The 20703-nt window shown below is 67.1% G+C and carries 18 protein-coding genes; 10 read left to right on the top strand and 8 right to left on the bottom strand.

Going from position 1 to position 20703, the window contains the following annotated elements; translation table 11 throughout:
• The first annotated feature begins 38 nt into the window (after window positions 1-38).
• Entirely contained in the window at window positions 39-1577 is a 1539-nt protein-coding gene (locus tag JWS13_RS22125) for a metallophosphoesterase (RefSeq protein WP_206007483.1), read from the top strand.
• On the opposite strand, the gene JWS13_RS22130 is transcribed toward JWS13_RS22125, so the two are convergent.
• A complete protein-coding gene (locus JWS13_RS22130) occupies window positions 1561-2148 on the bottom strand; it encodes a TetR/AcrR family transcriptional regulator (protein WP_206007484.1) in 588 nt (195 codons plus the stop codon). The genes JWS13_RS22125 and JWS13_RS22130 overlap by 17 nt on opposite strands.
• A gap of 52 nt (window positions 2149-2200) precedes the next feature.
• Between JWS13_RS22130 and JWS13_RS22135 the strand changes: the two genes are divergently transcribed.
• Window positions 2201-2869, top strand: a complete 669-nt coding sequence (locus JWS13_RS22135; RefSeq protein WP_206007485.1) for a lysophospholipid acyltransferase family protein — start codon at window positions 2201-2203, stop codon at window positions 2867-2869.
• Here JWS13_RS22135 and JWS13_RS22140 read toward each other — a convergent pair.
• Window positions 2853-3434, bottom strand: coding sequence for a TetR/AcrR family transcriptional regulator (locus JWS13_RS22140; RefSeq protein ID WP_206007486.1), 582 nt, complete (start codon window positions 3432-3434; stop codon window positions 2853-2855). The genes JWS13_RS22135 and JWS13_RS22140 overlap by 17 nt on opposite strands.
• A gap of 82 nt (window positions 3435-3516) precedes the next feature.
• Here JWS13_RS22140 and JWS13_RS22145 point away from each other — a divergent pair, with 82 nt between their 5' ends.
• From JWS13_RS22145 to gluQRS, 3 genes are all read left to right on the top strand, one after another.
• Complete coding sequence (locus JWS13_RS22145) at window positions 3517-4095, top strand: dihydrofolate reductase family protein (protein WP_206007487.1); 579 nt, start codon at window positions 3517-3519, stop codon at window positions 4093-4095.
• Between the two features lie 80 nt (window positions 4096-4175).
• Entirely contained in the window at window positions 4176-4787 is a 612-nt protein-coding gene (locus JWS13_RS22150; protein ID WP_206007488.1) for a TetR/AcrR family transcriptional regulator, read from the top strand.
• Window positions 4788-4799: 12 nt separating this feature from the next.
• Window positions 4800-5756 (top strand): tRNA glutamyl-Q(34) synthetase GluQRS, encoded by a 957-nt coding sequence (gene gluQRS / locus JWS13_RS22155; RefSeq protein WP_206007489.1) that lies wholly within the window; start codon window positions 4800-4802, stop codon window positions 5754-5756.
• Here the strand turns inward: gluQRS and JWS13_RS22160 are convergent.
• Complete coding sequence (locus JWS13_RS22160; protein WP_206011686.1) at window positions 5725-6312, bottom strand: DUF4190 domain-containing protein; 588 nt, start codon at window positions 6310-6312, stop codon at window positions 5725-5727. The two genes, gluQRS and JWS13_RS22160, sit on opposite strands and share 32 nt — an antisense overlap.
• 207 nt (window positions 6313-6519) lie before the next feature.
• Here JWS13_RS22160 and JWS13_RS22165 point away from each other — a divergent pair, with 207 nt between their 5' ends.
• The 3 genes from JWS13_RS22165 to JWS13_RS22175 all read left to right on the top strand — a co-directional run bounded on the left by JWS13_RS22165 (window position 6520) and on the right by JWS13_RS22175 (window position 9203).
• The gene (locus JWS13_RS22165; RefSeq protein WP_241032264.1) at window positions 6520-7527 is read left to right on the top strand and encodes a DUF2189 domain-containing protein; all 1008 of its coding nucleotides are present in this window, start codon (window positions 6520-6522) and stop codon (window positions 7525-7527) included.
• A gap of 144 nt (window positions 7528-7671) precedes the next feature.
• Window positions 7672-8340, top strand: a complete 669-nt coding sequence (locus tag JWS13_RS22170) for an RDD family protein (RefSeq protein WP_206007491.1) — start codon at window positions 7672-7674, stop codon at window positions 8338-8340.
• A 134-nt stretch (window positions 8341-8474) separates the two neighbouring features.
• Entirely contained in the window at window positions 8475-9203 is a 729-nt protein-coding gene (locus JWS13_RS22175) for a queuosine precursor transporter (protein WP_206007492.1), read from the top strand.
• A gap of 43 nt (window positions 9204-9246) precedes the next feature.
• Here JWS13_RS22175 and tgt read toward each other — a convergent pair whose 3' ends face one another.
• On the bottom strand, window positions 9247-10491 hold the full coding sequence (gene tgt / locus JWS13_RS22180; protein ID WP_206007493.1) for a tRNA guanosine(34) transglycosylase Tgt: 1245 nt from the start codon (window positions 10489-10491) through the stop codon (window positions 9247-9249).
• A gap of 106 nt (window positions 10492-10597) precedes the next feature.
• On the opposite strand from tgt, the gene JWS13_RS22185 reads away from it, so the two are divergent.
• Together JWS13_RS22185 and JWS13_RS22190 are read left to right on the top strand one after the other, a co-directional pair.
• The gene (locus JWS13_RS22185; RefSeq protein ID WP_206007494.1) at window positions 10598-12481 is read left to right on the top strand and encodes a sulfatase-like hydrolase/transferase; all 1884 of its coding nucleotides are present in this window, start codon (window positions 10598-10600) and stop codon (window positions 12479-12481) included.
• Between the two features lie 5 nt (window positions 12482-12486).
• Window positions 12487-13728, top strand: a complete 1242-nt coding sequence (locus tag JWS13_RS22190; protein WP_206007495.1) for a hypothetical protein — start codon at window positions 12487-12489, stop codon at window positions 13726-13728.
• Between the two features lie 42 nt (window positions 13729-13770).
• On the opposite strand, the gene JWS13_RS22195 is transcribed toward JWS13_RS22190, so the two are convergent.
• The 4 genes from JWS13_RS22195 to JWS13_RS22210 all read right to left on the bottom strand — a co-directional run bounded on the left by JWS13_RS22195 (window position 13771) and on the right by JWS13_RS22210 (window position 20596).
• Complete coding sequence (locus JWS13_RS22195) at window positions 13771-15717, bottom strand: ABC transporter ATP-binding protein (RefSeq protein ID WP_206007496.1); 1947 nt, start codon at window positions 15715-15717, stop codon at window positions 13771-13773.
• Entirely contained in the window at window positions 15714-17447 is a 1734-nt protein-coding gene (locus JWS13_RS22200; RefSeq protein WP_206007497.1) for an ABC transporter ATP-binding protein, read from the bottom strand. The genes JWS13_RS22195 and JWS13_RS22200 overlap by 4 nt, the downstream gene beginning before the upstream one ends.
• Window positions 17448-17593: 146 nt before the next feature.
• The gene (locus tag JWS13_RS22205; RefSeq protein ID WP_206007498.1) at window positions 17594-19942 is read right to left on the bottom strand and encodes an MMPL family transporter; all 2349 of its coding nucleotides are present in this window, start codon (window positions 19940-19942) and stop codon (window positions 17594-17596) included.
• 51 nt (window positions 19943-19993) lie between these two features.
• On the bottom strand, window positions 19994-20596 hold the full coding sequence (locus JWS13_RS22210; RefSeq protein WP_206007499.1) for a TetR/AcrR family transcriptional regulator: 603 nt from the start codon (window positions 20594-20596) through the stop codon (window positions 19994-19996).
• Window positions 20597-20703 lie beyond the last annotated feature (107 nt).

Genomic DNA, 20703 nt, shown 5'->3' on the forward strand with positions numbered 1-20703 from the left:
ACCTCACTCCTGCCCGGCCGCGCTTGTAACCTCGAGTCATGAGCGTGCCGGGCAGGATTGCCGCGCTGACGGCGGTGTCGCTGGCCGCTGCGCTGCTCGGCGGTGACGTGGTCGCGGTGGCCGATCCCGAACCCCGGGGTGCGTCCGGTCTGCCCGCCCGCGGCCTGGTCACGTCGGCGCCGCTCACGTCGGCGCTGATGTTCGCCGGGACCACCGGCGAGGCCACACCGTCGCAGCGGGTTCCGGGTGCGGAGTCGGACGGGATGTCGGCCACCGGTCACCGCTTCGGCGAATACCCGTACATGCGGTACGAGGTCCGGTTCGGTCCGGACACCGCGGGCTCGGACGTGACGTGGCACGGACGTTCGGTGAATCTCGACGACCTCGCGATGCACGTGTGGGACGAGCAGACGCAGAGCTGGGGTGAGCCGGTCGCGACGGCGCAGCCGTCCGAGCCGGGCGGTCCGGTCTCTCTGACCACCCGGATCGAGGGCGAGGACGCCGCCCAGATCCTCGTCATCGACAGCCCGCGACGGGACCGGAGTTTCCGCGACGCCAACGCGACGGCCGATCAGCAGTTCGCCGACCCGGACACGTACGACTTCGCTTTGCAGCACATCACCGACACCCAGTACGTGTCCCGGGACCGGCCGGAGGTGTACTTCGACATGACCCGCTGGACCGCCGACAACGCCGCCGAACGCAAGATCGCGTATGCGATGCACACCGGCGACCTCGTCCAGAGCTGGATACGTCCCGGGGCGCCCGAGTCCCGTGCCCGCCCCGAGTTCGAGGTGGCGGACCGGGCGATGGCGACGCTCGAGGACGCCGGCATCCCGTACGGCGTCCTGCCCGGCAACCACGACAACCTGTGGAACGTCGGCGGACGGCTGATTCCCGGCGAGCACGAGAAGAACCACGCCCTCTACAACGAGTTCTTCGGGCCGTGGCGGTTCCGCGACCAGCCGTACTGGGGTGAATCCGTCACGGACACGGACAATTCGGCGCACTACGACCTGCTCGACATCGCCGGCGCGAAATTCCTGATGCTCTACATCGGCTACAACCCGCCCGAGCACGTCCTGCAGTGGGCGGAGGACGTACTCGCCGCCCACCCGGACCGCAACGTGGTGATCGGCAGCCACTACTACCTGGACGAGGACGGCTCGCTGCGGATGAGCGGGTTCGGCGACATCGGCACCAGTGCGGGACAGCAGATCTGGAACCGTCTCGTCGTCCCGTTCGACACGGTGTTCCTGGTCCTCGCGGGACACGTCGACGGGCAGACGACGGTCACCGACCGGAAGGTGGGCGACACCGACCGGAAGGTCGTGGAGTTGCTGGCCGACTACCAGTACTTCACGGTGAACGGTCTCCGCGAGACCGGGTTCCAGCGACTGCTGCAGTTCGACGTCGACGGCGGAACGCTCGCGGTCACGACGCACTCCCCCACCCTGGACAGCTTCCGGGTGGAGGACTTCGATCCGCAGCGCCGCTACGTGCCCGGCGACGGCGACTTCGTCACCGACGTGGAATTGCGGGCCGACCTGCCGCGCGCCGTCATCCCCGCGCCCTGAGATGTAGGTCGATCAGCTGCGCGACGAAACCGTCCGTGTCGATGTCGCCGGCGATCACCTCGATGCTGCGGGTGGCGCGGAGGGTCGCCACCCCGTGCAGCTGGGTCCACAGGTTCAACGCGACCACGTGCGGGTCCGCGGCGCCGGCGTCTGCGGCGAGCGCGGCGACCGTCTCGAACAGGGGTTTCGAGTGCTGCCGCAGGTCCTCGCCCGAACCCTCGAGCAGGTCGTGACGGAACATCAATTCGAACAGGGTGCGGTGGGTGCGTGCGAAGGAGAGGTACCGGTGGGCGATCTGCCGCAGTCGCGCGACCGGATCCGTCTCGGACGCAATCGCTGTTCGGAGTTCTGCGGACAGCTCGGCGAACCCCGATGCCGCGATCGCGGCGAGCAGCGCCTTGTGCGTCGGGAAGTACCGCCGCGGCGCACCGTGCGAGACCCCCGCGTGCCGGGCGACGGCGCGCAGCCCGACGGCGTCGATGCCGCCTTCGTCCAGGAGTTCACGGCCGCAGTCGATCAGCCGCACGCGCAGGGGTTGCACTTCACCACTCATGTAGACAGTGTCTAACATGTCTTGAGTAGACACTGTCTACGACCTTTGGCGCGCGAGTCAGGAGTTCACCGTGTGGTACTGGATCTTCAAGTTTGTGCTGATCGGACCGGTGCTGCGGATGTTCGGGCGGCCCACGATCCGCGGCGCGCACCACATCCCGGCGTCGGGTCCGGTGATCGTGGCGAGCAACCATCTCACCGTCGTCGACTCGTTCTTTCTCGTCCTGATGGTGCGCAGGCGGATCACGTTCGTGGCCAAGAACGAGTACTTCACCGAGGGCGGTGCGAAGGGCAGGGCGAAGCGCTGGTTCTTCACCGCGGCCGGCCAGGTGCCGATCGACCGCTCCGGGGCCTCCGCCGCGGAATCCGCCCTGAACACCGCGCGGAAGATCCTGGACGACGGCAAGGTCTGGGGCATCTACCCCGAGGGCACCCGGTCGCCCGACGGCCGGCTCCACAAGGGCAAGACCGGCATCGCCCGGGTCGCGCTCGCCACGGGCGCCCCGGTCGTGCCGATCGCCATGCACGGCACCCGGCGGGTCAACCCCGTCGGATCGAGGATGTGGCGGTTCGGCAAGGTGACGGTGACCGTCGGTGAGCCGCTCGACTTCTCCCGATTCGCCGAACTGCGCGACAACCGGCACGTCGTCCGGGCCGCGACGGACGAACTGATGCACGCCCTCATGACGCTGTCGGGCCAGGAGTACGTGGACGACTACGCGCTCAGGCGTCCGGCGTAGCGACGGCGCGCGTCACGAGATCGGCGATGAGGCGCTCGGTGTCGACGCCCTCGAGCACCCCGGGCAGCGTCAGGTGCTCGACGATGAGCGCATTCATCGCGAGGTAGAGCATCAGCACGGTGCTGCGGTCGCCGGGCAGTCCCGAGCCCAGATGAAACTCGATGTCCCGCTCCAGGTTGCCGGAGATGGTGCGCGTCAGGGTGGTCCGCAGTTCGGGACGACGGACCGCTTCGAGCCGCAACTCCTGCAACGCGAGGTAGCCCGTCCGGTCGCGGGTGATCCGGCCGAACAGTCCCTGCATGTACTCGATCGCGAGGTCGAGATCCTGCGGCTTGCGGACGCTTTCCTCGATCACCGAGGGGTCGGGACCCATGCGCTCGTGGATCCGCTGGCCGACCTGGTCGAACAGGTCGTCGCGGCTGGCGAAGTAGTTGGAGGCCGTCCCCTTGGGGACGCCCGCCTCGACGTCGACGGCACGGAACGTGAGGCCGCGCGCACCCTCTCGCGCGAGCACCTCGATCGCCGCGTTCACGAGCGCCGCACGCCGTTCCGGATTCTGCGCCATCGACACTCCTCGAAAAAGAACTTGCAACCACTGCAGCCATAGTACTACAAATGGAGTAGTTACCGACTGCGGGAGGACTCACATGCGAAAACTCGTCTACTACGTCGCCACCACCATCGACGGATTCATCGCCGGCGCGGACGGCGCGGACCCCAGCGGCACCATCTTCGAACTCGAGGGTGATCACATGCCCGCGATGATCGCCGAGTACCCCGAGACGGTCCCCACCCACGTTCGGGCAGCGATGGGAATCGATGCCCCCAACCGGCATTTCGACACCGTGCTCATGGGCCGCGCCAGCTACCAGCCCGGCCTCGACCTCGGCGTGACCAGCCCGTACGCGCATCTGCGGCAATACGTGTTCTCGACGACGATCACCGAGTCGCCCGACCCGGACGTCGAGATCGTCTCGGGCGATCCGATCGAGAAGGTGCGCGAACTCAAGAAGGAGGACGGCAAGGACATCTGGCTGTGCGGCGGCGGGAAGCTGGCCGCCGCGGTGCAACCCGAAGTCGACGAACTCCGGATCAAGCTCAACCCCGTCGCGATCGGCTCGGGCATTCCGCTGTTCGACGGCGAATTCGACCCCCAGCGGTTCCGGCTGACCTCGACGCGCGCGTTCGAGAGCGGGATGATCTTCCTGACGTACGTCCGCCGATAACCGAAAGTCACACCCGCAACTCGAGGCGACACGGGCACCTGACGCATGTATTGATTCAATACGCAAGTAATGTTCGAGGCATGCGCGAACGCCGGTACTCGTCCACCAGCCCCGAACACCTGGCTGCGGCCCTGTTCGACGTCGCGGCCGAGTCGGGCCTCGAGGGCGCCAGCGTGCGCGAGGTCGCCAAGAGGGCGGGTGTGTCCATCGGCGCCGTGCAGCACCACTTCTCCACGAAGGACGAGATGTTCGCGTTCGCGCTGCGCACCCTCGTCGACAAACTGCTCACCCGCCTGTCGGAGATCGACCGCGACGGCGACCCCGCCCAGGACCTGTTCGCCGCGATGTCGCAGTTGCTCCCCCTCGACGAGTCACGGTCGCGGGAGGCGCACGTCAGGGCGGCATTCGCCGTCCGGGCGGCCACCTCCCCGTCGCTCGCCGAGATCCGCCGCACGACCCTGTTCACCATCCGCACCGGACTGTCCGCAGTGCTCATCGGGATCGGCACCCCGGAAGCGGAAACCCGTGCGGCGCTTCTCCTCGCCACCGTCGACGGCCTCGCCCTCGAGGCGATCGGCAGTCCGGATCTGTACCCGTCCGAGTACCTCGAGCACGCCCTCGAAGTCCAGATCGGCATGATTCTGCAGGGCGCCGACGTCGCGCCGACGTCGGCGATCGAACTGGCCAGCTGACCCCTCGTCCCGATGTCACATCCGTCCGGTCAGAGTGAACCACTGCCCCGTCACGCAGAGGGTGCGGGACGATTCGCGCCCAGCCCGTCCGGCGACCTGCACCTCGGCAACCTGCGGACGGCCGTGCTGGCGTGGCTGTTCGCCCGGTCCACCGGCCGTCGCTTCCTCCTGCGCGTCGAGGACCTCGACCGCGTCCGGGACGGCGCCCGGGACCGGCAACTCGCCGACCTCGCGGAACTCGGTCTCGACTGGGACGGTGACGTCGTGTCGCAGTCGCACCGGCTGTCGCGGTACGACGCCGCCATCGCCGAACTCCACGCCGCCGGACTCACGTACGAGTGCTTCTGCACGAGAAGAGAAATCCTGAAGGCGGCGTCGGCCCCGCACGCACCCCAGGGCGCCTACCCGGGGACCTGCCGCAACCTGACACCGGACGAGCGCGCCGACCGTCTCGCCGGCGGGCGACCACCGGCCCTGCGTCTGCGCGCCGCCGTCACGTCGTTCACCATCGACGACGTGCTGCACGGAAGCTACTCAGGAATAGTGGACGACCTCGTGCTGCGCCGCGGCGACGGAACACCCGCCTACAACCTGGCGGTGGTCGTCGACGACGCCGCCCAGGGGATCGACCAGGTGGTGCGCGGCGACGACCTGCTTTCGTCCGCGCCCCGCCAGGCATACCTCGCGGGACTGCTCGGGCTCACCGCCCCCACCTACGCACACGTGGCGCTCGCACTCAACGAGGACGGCAAACGGCTGGCGAAACGCGACGGCGCCGTCACCCTCACCGACCAGAAAGCGTTGGGACGCACACCGAGCGACGTCCTCGGGGTGCTGGCAGCGTCACTCGGACTCGCGGAACCGGGCGAGGTCGTGGATCTCGCGACCCTCCTCGCCCGGTTCGACCCGGCCCGCCTGCACCGCGAACCGTGGGTCGTCAGGCCCCCGACGCCGCCGCGATCAGCATGATCACGAAGAACAGGATCCATCCGACGACGTAGGCGCCGCCGATGGCGATCCCGGCGATCGCGAGCCCGCGGCCTTCCTGACCGGACTGCTTGATCTGGCCCAGCGCCACGATGCCGAGGATGATGCCGACGATCGAGCCGACACCGTAGAAGCAACCGCCGACGATCGACGTGATCAGCGACGCGATCGCGAGACCGTTCGTCCCGCGCGACTGCGGGTAGGTCGCGCCGTACGGGTTCGGGGCGCCGTACTGCGGGGCGGGGCCACCGTATTGGCCCGCCGCCCCGTACTGATTGGGTGCGCCGCCGTGCTGGTTGGGGGCGCCGCCGTACTGGTTCGGGGGGCCGTACTGATTCGGGGCGGCATACGGGTTGGGCGTCCCGTACTGCTGCTGGCCGGGAGCCCCGTACTGGTCGCCGCCGTACTGATTCGGCGCGGCATACGGATTCGGGGAAGTCCCGTACGCGCCCGGCTGCTGATAGTCGGGGTACTTCTCGGTGGGCGCCGAATACGTGGGATAACCGGATTCGTCGACCCCGTATCCGTCGCGCGGCAACGGCGGAACCTCGCCGTAAGTCGGTGGTGTCTGCCCGTTGTACGGATTCGAATCGTCCGATCCCCCAGAATTAGTCACGATAACCAGCGTAAAGCATCAAAACCGCAGGAGAAGAAGCAGACCAAAGGGAGGCGGGTAAAGGATTGTCCACGTAGTGTTTATTCGCACTGTCACGCGCGAGCATTCAACTCTTGCTGAGGGGATCACATGACGACTGGTGGATACGACCCTAACGACAAACCCGAAGGTGGTGACCAGGGCGGATACCCTCCGCGGGGCAATCCTCCACCGCCGCCCGGCGGATATCCGCCACCCCCGGGGAATTACCCGCCGCCGCCGCAGGGACCGCCGCCCGGCGGATATCCGCCACCGCCTCCCGGCGGAAACTATCCCCCTCCGCCCGGTGGAAACTACCCGCCGCCCCCCGGTAATTACCCACCGCCGCCGCAAGGACCCCCGCCCGGCGGTAATTACCCGCCGCCGCAGGGAAATTACCCGCCCCCTCCGCAGGGACCGCCGCCCGGCGGATATCCGCCGCCCCCGCCGATGTCGGATTACGGCGCCCCCGGGCAGACGCCGGGACAGTTCTCCGTGGGTGACGCGATCGGCTACGGCTGGAACAAGTTCAAGGACAACGCGCTCATCTGGATCGGCATCCTGCTGATCGCCGCCGTCATCCAGGTGGTGCTGAACCTCATCTTCGGCGGCTTCAGCACGTCGTCCGACATGAGTGCGGCGTTCTCGGTGTGGCGCATCATCGGCACGATCGTCACCACCATCGTCGGCTACCTGATCAACGCGGCGCTCGTGCGCGGCGCACTGCACGAGGTCGACGGCAACAAGCCGGCGTTCGGATCGTTCTTCCAGTTCACCAACGTCGGGGCGATCATCATCGCCAGCGTCATCATCGGTGTCGCCACCACCATCGGTTTCGTCCTGCTCATCATCCCGGGTCTCATCGTGATCTTCCTGACCTGGTGGACGCTGCAGTTCGTCATCGATCAGAACGAGGACGCGATCACCGGCATCAAGTCGAGTTTCCGCACGATCTCGCAGAACGTCGGACCGGTGCTGCTGCTGGCCCTGGCCCTCGTCGGCATCAACATCGTCGGTGCAATCCTCTGCGGCGTCGGACTTCTCGTCTCGATCCCGATCACGATCATCGCGTCGACCTACGCGTACCGCGTGCTCACCGGCCGTTACGTCGCGGCCTGACCGTTCGCTCCCCACGGGTGAGCGTGCTCCCGCCCCTCGGGCCGGAAGCACGCTCACCCGTTTTGCTACTCCCGTCACTCGAGTCACTCCCACCCCTTGCGTAAGGTGCTCAGGCGTCATCCGAGACGATTCGAGGGGGAACACATGACTACTGGCGGATTCGATCCCAACCAGGGACAGCAGCAGTTCGGCGGGCAACCGCACTACAACGGGGCGGGGCAGCAGTACGGGCAGCAGCAGTACGGGCAGCAGTTCGGCGCACCGCCGCAGTTCGATTCGGCGCCGCAGTTCGATTCGGCGCAGCAGTTCGACTCTGCACAGTTCGGCACCCAGCCGTTCGCGCAGCCCGACTTCGGGTTCAACCCGTCCCGGCCGGGCGAACTCCTTCCCCGACTGGGCGCGCGGGTGATCGACGGCCTGATCGTCGGCATCCCGACGGGCGTGGTCACCATCGTCATCTCGCTGGTGCTGGGCACCTTCCTGGGCAGTGTCCTGGGCGCGATCCTCACCGCGGCCGCCGCAGTGGGCTACTTCGTGTTCCTCGAGACGACGCGTGGCCAGACCGTCGGCAAGCAGGTTCTGGGTCTGCGAGTCGAGGGCCCGAACGGCGGACTGCCCACCCACCAGCAGTCGCTGACCAGGAACGGCTTCTACGTCGTCGCCGCGCTCGGCGGGTTCCCGTTCCTCGGGTTCCTGTTCGGACTGCTGGGTTTCGTCGCGGCGATCATCATCGCCGTGACGATCAACGGCAGCCCCACCAAGCAGGGCAAGCACGACGAACTGGCCGGTGGCACGCGCGTCGTCCAGGGGTAGGCCCGCGCACGACCCGTCCCGCGCACAACCCATCCCGCGGGTGAACGTACCTTTCAACGCCTCAGATCGGACAAAAGGTACGTTCACCCGTTCCTGATTCGCGCCTCTCCACGTGCAAGTGCTTGGATTGCGGCGTGACAGCCTCAGATCAGCAGACCAAGCCAGACGACCACGCGACGTTCGCGCACGTCAGCCGGGGGTACTACCCCACGTTCGTCGCCCTCTTCACCGCGACGCTGCTGATCTCGAATATCTGCGCGACGAAAGGCGTCGCATTCTTCGCCGACTCGTCGCTCACCGTCGGCCCGCTGCAGATCCTGCCGGTCATCACCGACGGCGGCTTCTTCCTGTTCCCGCTGGCCTACATCCTCGGCGACGTGCTCAGCGAGGTGTACGGATTCAAGTCGACGCGTCGCGCGATCTACCTGGGCTTCGGCGCCCTGATCCTCGCCGCGTTCTGCTTCTGGCTGCTCATCGAACTGCCGTCCGCCGACTTCTACGAGAACCAGGAAGCGCTGCGGTCCGTCGTCGGCGTCTACCCGCGGCTGCTGCTCGCCGGGCTGGCCGGGTACTTCGTCGGGCAGATGCTGAACTCGGTGACGCTGGTCCTGATCAAGGAGCGGACCAAGGAGAAGCATCTGTGGGCGCGGCTCATCGGCTCCACCATCGTCGGTGAGTTCGCCGACACCCTGATCTTCTGCTCCATCGCCGCCGGCGCGATCGGTATCAGCACGTGGAGCGATTTCGTCAACTACGTGATCGTCGGCTTCCTGTGGAAGACGCTGGTGGAGGTGCTGGTCATGCCGATCACGTACCGCGTCATCGCGTACGTGAAGAAGCGCGAACCCACCTACCAGCTCTGACCCCCAGGTGAGTGGGAAAGCGTCCCCGAGGACGCTTTCCCACTCACGTGCGGTAGAAGCGGCCCAGCGTCTCGGCCTTGAACTCCTCGAAGTAGCCGCCCTCGATGCCGGCGCGGATCTGATCGACCAACCGCACCGTGAAGCGCTCGTTGTGAATCGTGCACAACGTGGACGCCAGCATTTCCTTCGCCTTGAACAGGTGGTGGATATAGGCGCGGGTGTAGTTCGCGCACGTGTAGCAGTCGCAGTTCTCGTCGATCGGGGTGAAATCACGCCGGAAGCGGCTGGTGTTGATGTTGAACCGGCCGTCCGGGTGGTAGATCGCGGCGTTGCGCGCCACCCGCGACGGGTTCACGCAATCGAACGTGTCGGCGCCGTTTTCGATGGCCACGAAGAAGTCGTCCGGCTCGCTGATGCCGAGCATGTGTCGCGGCTTGTGCTCGGGCAGCTCCTCGTTGCACCAGCGGACGATGGTGCCCAGGTTCTGCTTCTCGAGCGCCCCGCCGATGCCGTACCCGTCGAAACCGCGGCCGCTCTCCCCCGTGATCGACTCGAGCCCCCGGCACGCCTGCCGCCGCAGGTCCTCGTACTGCGCGCCCTGGACCACCCCGAACAGCGCCTGGTACGGGCGGTGTGAGCGTTCGACGGTGAGCTTCTCGTGCTCCGCGATGCAGCGAACCGCCCACGCCTGCGTCCGCTCCACCGACTGCTCCTGGTAGCCGCGGGTGTTCAGCAGCGTCGTGAGCTCGTCGAACGCGAACATGATGTCGGCGCCCAGCTGATGCTGGATCTGCATCGACACCTCGGGGGTGAACCGGTGCCGCGAGCCGTCGAGGTGCGATTTGAACGTGACGCCGTCGTCGTCGACGGTCGCGAGGCGTTCCTTGCCCTTGGCGATCACATCGTCGGAGCGCACCCCGACCGCTTCCATCGCGAGGACCTTCTTGAATCCGACGCCCAGCGACATCACCTGGAATCCGCCGCTGTCGGTGAACGTCGGGCCGTCCCAGTTCATGAACTTGCCCAGCCCGCCGGCCTCGTCCACGATGTCCGGGCCCGGCTGCAGGTACAGGTGGTAGGCGTTGGCGAGCACCGACTGCGCGCCGAGTTCCTTCATGCTCTCCGGCAGCACCGCCTTGACGGTGGCCTTGGTGCCGACTGCCACGAACGACGGCGTCGCGATGTCGCCGTGCGGGGTGTGAATAGTTCCGGTTCGGCCGAGCTGTCCGTCGAGTCGGGTGCCGACGGTGAAGAACGGATCGGGCGGGGTCGGGACTACGGCATTCACGGGTGTATCCAATCACGCGCGACATTTCGGGCGACACATCACTACTTCGTTCGAAAGTGGGTACAGAGAGTGAGACGATCCCATCCCCTCGACCGGAGGAACCGCCATGAGCGACGAGAAGACCGGCCATCGGATCGACAGGCGAACGTTTCTCTCGGGTGCCGCGGTCGCGGGCGGGGTGACCGTGATGTCGGGTCTGTTCGACCGTCGGGCGGACGCGTCGCAGAAGCCGCTGAGCCGTCAGCGCGGCAATTACGTGCAGCCCAACATCGTGTTCATCGTCGTCGACGAGATGCGGTTTCCCCAGGTCTTTCCGGCCGGGATCACCACTCCCGATCAGTTTCTGCAGCGGTTCATGCCCAACCTCTACAAGTTGTGGGCGCCTGGGGTGAAGTTCACGCAGCACTACACGGCCGGGGTGGCGTGCAGCCCCGGCCGTGCGTGTTTCGTCACCGGGCTGTACCCGCTGCAGAACTGGATGCTGCAGACCCGGACCGGTAATCGGGCGTCGCCCGTCCCGTCCCCGGCGATGGGACGGGAGTTCCCGACGTACGGCAAACTGCTGCGGCAGGCGGGGTACGTCACCCCGTACGTCGGGAAGTGGCATCTGTCGCCGTCCCCCGACGAGGATTCGGGGCTCGCCCCCGGCTACCTCGAGGAGTACGGGTTCGACGGACTGACGATGCCCGACATCATCGGATTGAACGGTGAGGGCTTCGAATTCGACGGGCACATCGCCGACCAGGCCGCGGCGTGGTTGTCGACGCGCAAACCCTCCGACGGCCCGTTCTGCCTGACGGCGAGCTTCGTCAACCCGCACGACCAGCAGTTCTTCTGGGCCGGAACGGAAGCGAAACGCTACCAGTCGCTGTACGCGAACAACGTTCCCCCGCTCAGCCCCGCCCGGTCGTGGTCGGTGACCACCGGTGAGAGCGACCCGCCGCGGCTGGGCTACCCGTCCGTGCCGCCCAACTGGGAACCCGAGAAGGCACTGCAGTCGAAACCGAGCACCCAGGTGTTCGCGCGGGAGTTCCAGGCGCTGGTGTGGGGCGGCGTCACCGACGACGTCCAGAACCTGTCGAACTACTACCTGCAGCCGTACGGTCAGGGCACCGATCCCGACCGGCACATCGCGTTCGCGCCGTACACGTATTGGGAACGGGCACTGGACAGTTACACCAATGTGCTGTCGATGGTCGATCACCACATCGGCACGGTGATCGACTCGCTGCCGGAAGACGTCGCGGCGAACACCGTCTTCGTCATGACGTCCGATCACGGCGAATACGCGGGGGCGCACGGCTTCGTCGCCGGCAAACTGTCCACCGCCTACGACGAGGCGTTCCACATCCCGCTGATCGTCGCCGACCCCACCGGGCGGTTCACCGGCGACACCGACACCCCACGCGGGCAGCTCACGTCGAGTGTCGACGTGGTGCCGCTGCTCGCGACGCTCGGCCACGGCGACCGGAACTGGATGTCCGGGGACCTGTTCGCCACGTACGCCGAACGCGCCGACCTGATGCCGCTGCTGCGGAGCAACGCCGCCGCGGGTCGCGACCACGTGGTGCTCGCCACCAACGAGCATGCACCGCAGGGGATCAACTGGAACAACTCCCCCACCCACATCTACGTTCTGCGCACTCCGGAGGCGAAGGTCGCGGTGTACTCGAAGTGGCTGGGACCCACCGCCTATGTCGATCCCGCGTCGTTCCAGTACGAGTTCTACGACTACGCCACCGACCGCGGTCGGGCGGAACTCGACAACACCTTCGATCACGACCCGCGCGGTCCCGCGATGGCCGCCCAGCTGATGACCCAATATCTGCCGACTCAGCTCGCCGCGCCGCTGCCCCCGGCGTTCGCTCAGCAGAGCGCCGACGCGATGGCCCGGTACCTCACCTACATCCAGGTGATCAACCGGTACACACCCGGCGAGATCGACCGCGAGGGCATCGCCAAGTTGACCGCGTTCGGGGAGGTGTTCTGACCGCCATGGCCGGGAAAATCGTTGCTGCCGTGCTGGTTCTGCTGCTGTGGTGCGGCGGGGCGTCCCTCGCCTCCGCGGCCCCGCCGCCGACGGCGCAGTGTGCGTGGCAGTTCATGTCCAACTCGACGGTGCTCAATGTCGCGTTCCCCGACGCCAACGCGACGTACTGGGTTCTGCCCTACGCGTTGGCGTCCGGCGACACCATCGAACTGAGCGGCACCTACCCGGCCGCCCGCTACTTCTCGCTCAACACGTACGGCACCAACTTCGACACCGTCGACACGTTGCGCGACAACCAGATCGGGCCCGACCCCGGCAGTGGCAACCCGTTCGCCGACGCCGCAGCCGGATCCCTGCCTCCCGCGCAGAAGCGCTGGCACGCCACGGTCGTGACCGGTCCGGCCGATCACTCGCGCAACCAGATTCAGGCCCTCCCCACCGGGGCCGGCGCGCAGTCGGTGCCCGTCGGCTTCCTCATCATCCGGGTGTACGTGCCCGACGACCCGGCATCACCGTCGGGCGGCGTCCCACTGCCCGACGTGACGCTGACGTCCGCGGGCCGAACGTCGCAGGTGCCGACGTGCGGATCCGAATTCGACCCCTCCGCCTACGACAACGGCCCGCTCGGACAGGTCGCGGAGGCCGCGTTCGATCAGGTCATCGCCGGCGCCGCGTCCGGCGCGTTCCCCGGCAACGTGCCCGAGGCGACGTTCGTGAACCCCGCGAGCACGTCCGGCCTGTTCCCGAACGGCGACAACAAATACGTCGGAGCCGGACTGACGTATCAGCCGGGACGCATCGTCGTCGTGCAAGGCCGGGCGCCCACGTTCCCCGACACCCGTGCGGGACAACCCGTCACGACGCCCGGCAGCCAGGTGCGGTACTGGTCGATGTGCCAGAACGATCAGCTGACGCCGTACCCGGTCGTCGCGTGCGCAGCCGACTTCCAGACCCGCACCGACAGCGACGGCAACTACACGTACGTCGTCGCCGCACCGCAGGACGTACCCGCCCGCGCCGCATCCGACCCGACCGTCACCGTCATCCCCTGGGGCTCCACCGACGTCGCGAAGAAGGTGCTCTTCCTGCGGTACATGCTGCCGTCCGACGCCTTCTACCCACAGTCGGTGCAGGCGTCGCAGAACAATCACACCGACCCCGCCACCACGATGGGTCCGTACTACCCGCGCTCCGCCTACTGCGACACCGCCACCTTCGAGGCAGGGGGAAGCACTGCGTGCCTGTGAGTACTTGTTAACGTCCCGCGGTTAACAAGTACTCACGGGTGGCTACGCACTGACGAACTGGCTGTTGTACAGGCGGTAGTACGCGCCGCGGGTGAGGAGCAGGTCCTCGTGGCTGCCCTGCTCGACGATGCGACCGTCCTCCATGACGACGATGAGGTCGGCGTCGCGGATGGTCGACAGCCGGTGTGCGATCACGAAACTCGTGCGATCGCTGCGCAGGACTGCCGTCGCGTGCTGGACGAGCAGTTCGGTGCGGGTGTCGACGGAACTGGTTGCCTCGTCGAGGATCAGGATCGACGGTTGCGAGATGAACGCGCGGGCGATGGTGATCAACTGCTTCTCACCGGCGCTGATGTTGCTGCCTTCTTCGTCGATAACGGTGTCGTAGCCGTCGGGCAGCGAGTGGACGAACCGGTCCACGTAGCTGATCCGTGCGGCCGCCTGAATTTCTTCCTCGGTGGCGTCGGGACGTCCGTACGCGATGTTGTCGCGGATGGTGCCGCCGAACAGCCACGCGTCCTGCAGCACCATGCCGATGCGGGACCGCAGGTCGTCGCGCGTCATTGCGGCGATGTCGACGCCGTCGAGGAGGATGCTGCCCCCGTCGAGTTCGTAGAACCGCAGGATGAGGTTGACGAGGGTGGTCTTGCCTGCGCCGGTGGGTCCGACGATGGCGACCATCTGCCCGGGTTCGGCGACCAGCGACAGGTTCTCGATCAGCGGCTTGTCGGGTGAGTAGCCGAACGAGACGTCCGAGAACTCGACCCGGCCCGCGACTTCGGCCGGATTGGGTGCGTCGGCCGGGTCCGGGTCTTCCTCGTCCTCGTCGAGGATCGCGAACACCCGCTCGGCGGACGCCACACCGGACTGCATGAGGTTGACCATGGCCCCGATCTGGGTGAGGGGCTGGGTGAACTGGCGCGAGTACTGGATGAAGGCCTGCACGTCGCCGAGGCTCATGGTGCCGGACGCCACCCGCATGCCGCCGAGTACGGCGATGGCCACGAAGTTGAGGTTTCCGAGGAACATGATCGCGGGCATGATCAGGCCCGAGATGAACTGGGCCCGGTAGCTGGCCTGGTAGAGCGCCTCGTTCTGCTCCTCGAACCGTGCCTCCACCTCGCGGCCGCGGCCGAACACGGTGACCAGTTCGTGGCCCGTGTACGCCTCCTCCACGTGCGAGTTGAGCTCTCCCGTCGACTTCCACTGCGACACGAAGTGGGTCTTGGACCGTTTCGCGATCTGCGCCGTCACCAGGATCGACAGCGGCACCGTCAGCACGGCGATCAGCGCGAGCAGCGGCGAGATGACGATCATCATCACGAGGATGCCGATCACCGTCATCGCCGACACGATCAGCTGACTCATCGTCTGCTGTAACGACTGCGAGACGTTGTCGATATCGTTGGTGACCCGGCTGAGCAGGTCGCCGCGGGAGTGGGAGTCGAAGTACCGCAGCGGAAGCCGGTGGATCTTCCGTTCGACCTCGGCGCGCAGGTTCTTCACGACGCCCTGCACGATGATGTTCAGCAGGAAACCCGACAGCCACATGAACACCGACGACCCCAGGTACAGGGCCAGCACAATCGCCAGCACCCGGCCGAGGGCGGTGAAGTCGATACCGACTCCGGGGACGACGGCCATGCCGGACACCATGTCGGCGAACGTGTTCTGACCGTCGGCCCGCAGCGCGGCGACGGCCTGATCCTTCGACATTCCGGCCGGCAACTGCGCGCCGATGATGCCGTCGAAGATCAGGTTCGTGCCCTGACCGAGCATGCGCGGCGCGATCGACGTGAGCACCACCGACACGGCGGCGACGAGGAAAACGATGCCGACGGCGATGCGGTGGGGACGCAGCCGCCGCAGCAGCCGCTTGGTGGACGGCCACAGATCGTGCGGCTTGGATCCCGGTGCTCCCGGAGCGACCGGTCCCGGAATACGCGGGCCGACGGGCCTTTCGGTGGTGGTGGTTGCGCGATCGCTCATAGTGCTTCCTGGACCGATCGTTGGGATTCGACGATTTCGACGTAACACGGACACGTCGCGAGCAGTTCGTCGTGGGTTCCGATGCCGACGACCGCGCCGTCCTCGAGGACCACGATCTGCTCGGCCTCCACGATCGTCGAGACGCGCTGGGCGACGACGATGACGCACGCGTCCGAGGTCTCGGGTTTGAGTGCCGCACGCAGCCGGGCGTCGGTGGTGAGGTCGAGGGCGGAGAACGAGTCGTCGAACAGGTAGATCGACGGACGACGCACCAGCGCCCGCGCGATGGCGAGCCGCTGCCGCTGACCGCCGGAGACGGTGGTGCCGCCCTGCGCGACCGGGGTGTCGAGGCCCTCGGGCATGGCGCGCACGAAATCGGCGGCCTGTGCGATCTCCAGCGCCCGCCACAGTTCCTCGTCGGTGGCGTCGGGTTTGCCGTACCGGAGGTTGGTGGCGACGGTGCCCGAGAACAGGTACGGCCGCTGCGGGACGAGTCCGATGCCGGCACGCAGGACGTCCAGGTCGATGCGGCGCACGTCCGTGTCGGAGACGGTGACCGCACCCGACGTGGCGTCGATGAGCCGCGGGATCAGCGACAGCAGCGTTGTCTTACCGGAGCCGGTGCCGCCGATGATCGCGGTGGTCTTGCCGGGTTCGGCGCGGAAACTGATGTCGCGCAAGACGGGTTCGTCGGCGCCGGGGAACTTGAACTGGGCGTCGCGCAGTTCCACCACCCCGGGGTGCTGCAGCACGGTGACCGGATCGACGGGCGGCACGACGGTGGAATCCGTGGCGAGCACCTCGCCGATGCGTTCGGCGCAGACAGTCGCGCGGGGGGCCATCATCGCGATGAACGACGCCATCATCACCGACATCAGGATCTGCATGATGTAGCTGAGCATCGCGGTCAGCGAGCCGACCTGCATGGTGCCGCTGTTGATCTCGTGACCGCCGAACCAGATGACGGCGACGCTGGTGACGTTCGCGATCACCATCACGAGCGGGAACATCACCGCCGTCAGCCTGCCGACGCGCAGGGCGGTCTGGGTGAGTTGCTCATTGGCGTCGCCGAACCGTTTCATCTCGGAGCGCTCGCGGACGAACGCCCGCACCACGCGGATGCCGGTGATCTGCTCACGCAGCACCCGGTTCACCCCGTCGATGCGGGTCTGCATCTCCCGGAACGCGGGCACCATCCGCGAGATCACGAAACCCATGGACAGCGCGAGCACCGGCACCGTGACCGCCAGGATCCAGGCCAGGCCGGCGTCCTCCCGGATCGACATCACGACGCCGCCGACGCACATGATCGGCGCCATCACGAGGATCGTGCAGCTCATCACGACGAGCATCTGCACCTGCTGCACGTCGTTCGTGTTGCGGGTGATCAGCGACGGCGCGCCGAAACGGCCGAACTCCCGGGACGAGAAACTCCCGACCTGATGCATGACGGCGCGGCGCACGTCGCGTCCGAAACCCATTGCGGCGCGGGCACCGAAGAACACCGAACCGATCGAGCAGATGATCTGCACGACGGTGACGAGCAGCATCATGACGCCCGTGGACAGGATGTACGCCGTGTCGCCCTTGGTGACGCCGTTGTCGATGAGGTCGGCGTTCAGGCTGGGAAGGTAGAGCGCGGCCGCGGTCGCGACCAGCTGGAACAGGACGACCGCCGTGAGCTCCCGCTTGTACGGGCGGAGGTACGTGGTGAGCAGGGCATTCAACATGGGCAGCAGCGATCCTGGCGGGTCATCATTATGTCCGAAGGTTACCAACAGAAACGACCGCAGGCCCGCGGATTTTCGGGGGCCTGCGGCCTTGTGAGTGGTTGACGAGTCCAGAGACTCCTCAACCACTCACGGGCGCGGAGCGCCTAGCGGACGGGCTGCAACGATTCGTCCGCGTCGTGCAGCACCTTCTTCAGCTTCTCGCCTTCGATGTCGACGTTGGGCAGGATCTTGTCCAGCCACTTCGGCAGCCACCACGCCTTGTCGCCGAGCAGTGCCATCACCGACGGGATGATCACCATGCGCACGATGAAGGCGTCGAAGAACACGGCGGCCGCGAGGGCGAAGCCGATCGACTTGATGAACGAGTTCGGCTCGGCGATGAAGGCCGCGAACACCGAGATCATGATGACCGCGGCGGCGCTGACCACCCGGGCACCGTGGTTGAAGCCGACGGTGACGGCCTGCTTCGCGGTCGCGCCGTGCACGTATTCCTCCCGCATCCGGGTCACCAGGAACACCTGGTAGTCCATCGCGAGTCCGAACACGACACCGATCAGGAAGATCGGCATGAAGCTGACGATCGGCTGCGGGTTGGAGATGATGCCGCCCCAGCCTTCCTGGAACACCGCGACGGTGGCACCGAACGTGGCCGCGACGCTGAGGAGGAAGCCGACGGTGGCGGTCAGCGGCACGAGCAGCGAACGGAACACCAGCAACAGCAGGAGGAAGGCCAGGCCCACGACCACCGCGAGGTACGGGATCAGCGCGTCCTGCAGCGTCTCGGACACGTCGCCTTCGAGCGCGGTTTGCCCGGTGACGCCGTAGTTGACGCCGATCGAGTCGTGCAGATCGGCCTCCGCGCCGCGGATGTTGTTCACCAGGTCCATCGTGGCGGGATCGCTGGGGGCACTGCTCGGCGTGACCAGGATCTGCGCGGTGTCGCCGGCCCTGTTCACACCGACGACCTGCGCGTTGGACACGTCGTCCTGCGCCCTGATGGTCTTCACGACCTCACCGAACGCCTCCGACGGCGTGCCGGTGGTGACGTCCTTGGCGTCGACGACGACGAGCAGCGGGCCGTTCTTGCCGGGGCCGAAACCCTCGCTGACGAGGTCGTAGGCCTGCCGTGAGCTGGTGGCGGGGTCGCCGGTGCCCTCGCTGGGCAGGGCCAGGCTCAGGCCGGTCGCGGGGATGGCGAGCGCACCGAGCACCACGACGCCGGCGACGAGCGGGATCGCGGGCCTGCGGACCACGGCGCTGATGAAGCGCAGGGCGAGGCTCGGCTTGCCCTCGTCGTCCTCGAGGTCGCGGCTGCTGAGGAACGGGATCTTGCCTGCGAACGCCTTCTTCCCGAACAGCCCGAGGATCGCGGGCAGCAGGGTCAGCGCGATCGAGACGGCGATGAACACCGTGAACGCGGCCGCGGCACCCATGTCGGAGAGGAACGGGATCCCGACGACGCGCAGCGCGATCAGCGCGATGATGACGGTGAGACCGGCGAACACCACGGCGGAACCGGCGGTGCCGACGGCACGTCCGGCGGCTTCGGAGCGGTCGTCCGTGAGCGTGAGTTCGTGGCGGAACCGGGACACGATGAACAGCGAGTAGTCGATGGCGACGGCGAGGCCGATCATGATGGCCAGCGTGGGCGTCATCGAGCTGAGGTCGGTGAATCCGGTGGCGACGGTGATGCCGAGGCTGCCGATCATGATGCCGATGATCGCGGTGATCAGCGGCAGACCCGCGGCGACCAGCGAACCGAACGTCAGCGCGAGCACGACCGCGGCCACGCCGATGCCGACGAGTTCGGTGGCGCCTCCCGGCGGCTCGGCTTCGTTGGCGGCGGAACCACTGATCTCGACGGTCAGGCCGGCGTTGCGGCCTGGGTCGGCGGCGGAGTCGATCTGGTCACGCAGCGCCTGATCGACGTCGCCCATGCTGCCCTTGAACGGCACCGTGACGTAGCCGACGGTCTTGTCCGCGTTGAGCGGGGACAGCGCCTGCGCATTCGCGACGGCGTCCGCTTCGCTGATTCCCTTGTCGGCCGCGGTCGACTTCGCCATCTCGACGAGTTGATCGTTCGCGGTGACGGGGTTGACCAGCGCCTGCGCGGCGTCGGCGCCCGAGGCGGTGGCCGGATCGACCTTGGCGGCGTCCTGGACCTGTTCGATGCCGCGCACCTTGGCGAGCACCGCGTCCATCGCCTGCTGACTCTGCTCGCTCTCGAGCGTCTGCCCCTCGGGTGCGGCGAACACGTACCGCGCGCTGACGGCGTTCATGGGATCGCTGCCTGCGGCCTCGGGGAAGCGCTCGGCCATCAGGTCCTGCGCCTGCTGGGCGGGGGTGCCCGGGATGGAGAACGAGTCCTTGGTGGGCCCGGACAGCGTTGCCGCCCCGACGCCCATGAGGACCAGGATCACCAACCAGACGCTGAGGACCGCGCCTTTTCGCCGGTAGGCGAATCTGCCGATCCGATAGAGGTAGGTGGCCACGACAGGCTCCTTCTGAGTCGGTGGAACGAAAAGTGGTTCTGAGGCAGCCGGCTACGGCTGCGGGATTCCCTGACGGAGTTGACGCATGGCGTCGCGGACCAGTTCTTCGGGCCCGTCGGCGCCCGACTTGCCGCCCATCCACAGGTCGAACGACGCCTTGCACGCCGATCCGACCGCCATATGCAGCAGGTTGGGGTAGAGGTCGGTGTCGATGTTGGTGCCCGTGCGTTCGGCGATCACCTCGCCGATGAGCCGGGTGACGCGCAGGTGCACTTCGAGTTTCTTCGCGAGCAGCGCGGGGCTGGACTCGACGAGTTCCATCATCACCGCGGTCTCCTCGAGAGGTTTCGCGGGATCGGTGACGATCTGAACCACCACGTGTTCGAGGGAATCCCAGATCGGCTCGTCCTCGGGACGAGCGCGGAGCAGGTTCACCCAGTCGTGGACGGACTGCTCGAAGTGCGCGAGGACCGCCTCTTCCTTGCTGGAGAAGTAGTTGTGGAACGTCCGGGTGGAGACCCCCGCCTCGGACGCGATGGCGTCGGCGGTGACGCATTCGATGCCCAGCGCGCGGGCCAGGCGCGCGGCGGCGCCGCTGAGGGCTGCGCGGGTGGCGGCCTTCTTGCGGTCCCGCAGTCCGATTTCCGAAATCACTACTCCGAGGGTACAGAACTTGCAGAGCTCTGCAAATTTGCGTGAGAGCGCAATTTTGATGTTCTTGGCCACAGTCCGCGCAGTACTGTGTCGGGGGTCACCGCGGC

It is taken from the genome of Rhodococcus pseudokoreensis (assembly GCF_017068395.1).
GTDB classification, from domain to species: domain Bacteria; phylum Actinomycetota; class Actinomycetes; order Mycobacteriales; family Mycobacteriaceae; genus Rhodococcus_F; species Rhodococcus_F pseudokoreensis.